Source organism: Candidatus Jidaibacter acanthamoeba (assembly GCF_000815465.1).
Classification (GTDB): Bacteria; Pseudomonadota; Alphaproteobacteria; order Rickettsiales; family Midichloriaceae; genus Jidaibacter; species Jidaibacter acanthamoebae.
Genome location: NZ_JSWE01000211.1, coordinates 1 through 2982, shown reverse-complemented (window position 1 = coordinate 2982; position 2982 = coordinate 1). Strand labels below are relative to the sequence as shown.

The window sequence follows — 2982 nt, the reverse complement described above, 5'->3', positions numbered from 1 at the left end:
CCGGATAAGTTAATGCTTGAAGAAAACGGGGTTTTACTTCCAAATACTACATAACTTATTCCTTTCTGAGAATTAGCATAAGGGGCACCAATAATTAAATCATCAATACCGTCGCCGTTTATATCCCCTGCACTGCTTACTGAATTACCTGAAAAGCTACTCGATACTTCCCCGTTTAGTTTGAACCCGTTGCTTCCATCCAAACCGGATAAGTTAATGCTTGAAGAAAACGGGGTTTTACTTCCAAATACTACATAACCACCCCCTGTATTAGAATTACCGTTAGGAGCACCAATAATTAAATCATCAATACCATCGCCGTTTATATCCCCTGCACTGCTTACCGAATTACCTGCACTATCACTAGCTGCCCCGTTTAGTTTGAAACCATTGCTTCCATCCAAACCGGATAAGTTAATACTTGAAGAAAACGGGGTTTTACTTCCAAATACTACATAGCTTGCACCTGCATTAGAATTAGCACGATATGCACCGATAATCAGATCATCGATGCCGTCGCCGTTTATATCCCCTGCTCTACTTACTGAAATGCCTGCATTATCACCCGATGCCCCGTTTAGTCTAAAACCATTGCTTCCATCCAGATCAGATACGTTAATACTTGAGGCAAATGGAGTTTTGCTTCCAAATACTACATAACTAGCCCCTGCCGGGTAATTAACACTTTCAGCGCCAATAATCAGATCCGCAATACCATCGCCGTTTATATCCCCTGCACTGCTTACTGCATGGCCTGCATTCCCACCTACTACTGCCCCGTTAATCTTAAAACCGTTGCTTCCGTCTAATTCAGATAAACTAAAGGGATTAGAAAAACTCATATTATTCCTCTTATTAATAAAGTTACCAATTACATATTCACATATTAATTATTACTAATAGTAATGAATACTAGTATAATTCCATAAAATATTTATATTACTTAAATACACTATTATTGTTAATTTTATGCTACTAATTATTAAAATAAATAACAATAATATAGCTACTCGCTTGGTTATCAACTTGTTCTTCCTTTATGGCTATGAGGGTTTATCCCATACGGTTAAAAGATAGCTTATATTTTGTAAGGCAAAAATAAAAAACAGTATGCCAATTTAAATATGTAAGAAGTTATTTAAATATTTTTGATATAGGAAATAAATATTTAATTGTAAGATGGCCAAAGCTCAGGCTGTTTTTTTATATCTGCCTCATTTTCAATCAAGTATTTTACTGTAACTAACTACTCATAATTACCGATAACATTGCAAAAGATTAATACTTAATATTTGTATATTAGTTCATAAACTTTAACTACTACGCAAGATTATAAATTCCTGTTTCAAAGCTTTGCTAATCCATGAGTTAGCTTCCTGCTTAGATGGCAGTACTTCAAAGGTGGCATCAGTTCTCCTATCAACCAGACAGTCTAGAATCTTTTCCTTTACTTCCATAGGAACAATAACTTCTCCTACTGCTATATTATCTTCCTGTATTCTTTGATATATACTTGCATACCCTCTACATTCATTTATAGAGCCATTGGCTATATGCTGAGCTATAATAGCAAAAAGTTTTGGAATCTTTCTTTTTATGCGCACCTCTTGTTCTATTGCCGGATTCTCAATCCTTTGTTTTTTTACATCTTGCTTATTTTCGTGCGCAGGCTCAGCTACAGAAACAATATCACTCAGCCTAAAACCATTTTCAATAAAGAAATATAGGCACTTATAATACGAATTATAAGCACTTTGACTATACAAATTATCAAATATATTTTCTACATTATAACTCTGTATGCAATCATTCTCTATTTTTATATCACTAATAACAAGAGCATCTATAATTAATTCCATAAAAGGATTATTACCAAAATTAATACTTTCTTTAATTTTGGTAATTATGTTATCGGTATTATCACCTATGGTGCTTAGTTGAATTAGACTAAGCTCTTCCAACCTTCTTATCATATTATGCCTTATTATTTTTATTAACTTTTCATCTTTAATAATATTTCCTTTTATTCCCTCTTGTAAGTTGTCATATACTTCTAACGGTGAAAAAACTGCACCATTCCTATATAATAACTCTACAGTTTGATTATATCCTTCATAGGCAGCAATATGTAGGGCAGTTTCTCCTTCATCGGTTTCTGCATTAACATCCACACCTTTGCTTATTAGAAACTCAATTATCTCATTGTACCCTTCATAGGTTGCCCAATGTATCGCAGAAGTACCGTCTCCAATGGTGTATCCTAGTAATGTCGGATCTTCATTAATAAGTTCTATAACTTTTTGTTTATCACCCTTCTCTATTGCTTCATAAAATTGAGTGTTTTTTTCTATCATACTTTATCTATTTTTATTATGTTCTAAAATGCCATTAACCCAATATACTAAGCACTAAAATCTAGTTAAGATATGTATGTATTTATCAGTTACTAACTTTATTAAACCTTTTAATAAGCTCTTTGCTTGGCCTAAAGCTCAGTGATCCCTTATCACCTACTTCTATCTTATGATCATTCCTCGGGTTCTTGGCAATCCTTGCTGCTCTCTTCTTTACCACCATCGAACCAAGCCCCCTTAACTCTATTCTATCTCCACACATAAGAGCAGTTGATATCTCTTTGAAGAATATATCAACTCTTTAACCATATTGCTATATCTTTCTTGTATATAATATTTTCCATATACCTACTAAACCTGCTTAAGTATTTTATTTATTTTATTAGTAAAAAATAGAGCTTAATATAGCTTGGTTAAAGGAAGGTAGCGTTGCAAAGAATGGAATTGGATGAAGAAGTTATCTAGTTTTATGGGGTTTTTTAGAACATATAAGCAGGAGTTGGCAAGTTAAATTGTCTCTCAATAAAGTGTTTAATATTTATAGGTGAGCTCTTATGCAAGTGATAAAGCTGCCCCTTGAATAACATGTTGATTGTCTCAATACCTCGGATGGTATTATATGCTGTTT

3 protein-coding genes are annotated in these 2982 nt (G+C 33.4%); all 3 read right to left on the bottom strand.

What is annotated here, in order from left to right; all coding sequences use genetic code 11:
• Positions 1 to 842: integrin alpha (locus NF27_RS13070; RefSeq protein WP_039459167.1), on the bottom strand; the 842-nt coding region annotated here is incomplete at its 3' end.
• A 471-nt stretch (positions 843 to 1313) separates the two neighbouring features.
• Complete coding sequence (locus NF27_RS10010; RefSeq protein WP_039454446.1) at positions 1314 to 2354, bottom strand: ankyrin repeat domain-containing protein; 1041 nt, start codon at positions 2352 to 2354, stop codon at positions 1314 to 1316.
• A gap of 85 nt (positions 2355 to 2439) precedes the next feature.
• Positions 2440 to 2646 carry an HU family DNA-binding protein gene (locus NF27_RS11945; RefSeq protein ID WP_275574599.1) on the bottom strand — a complete coding sequence of 69 codons (207 nt, stop codon included), beginning with the start codon at positions 2644 to 2646 and terminating at the stop codon, positions 2440 to 2442.
• Positions 2647 to 2982: the final 336 nt, after the last annotated feature.

Excerpts from the sequence above, each read along its gene's own strand:
- NF27_RS10010 (WP_039454446.1), bottom strand. The coding sequence starts at position 2,354 with ATGATAGAAAAAAACACTCAATTTTATGAAGCAATAGAGAAGGGTGAT.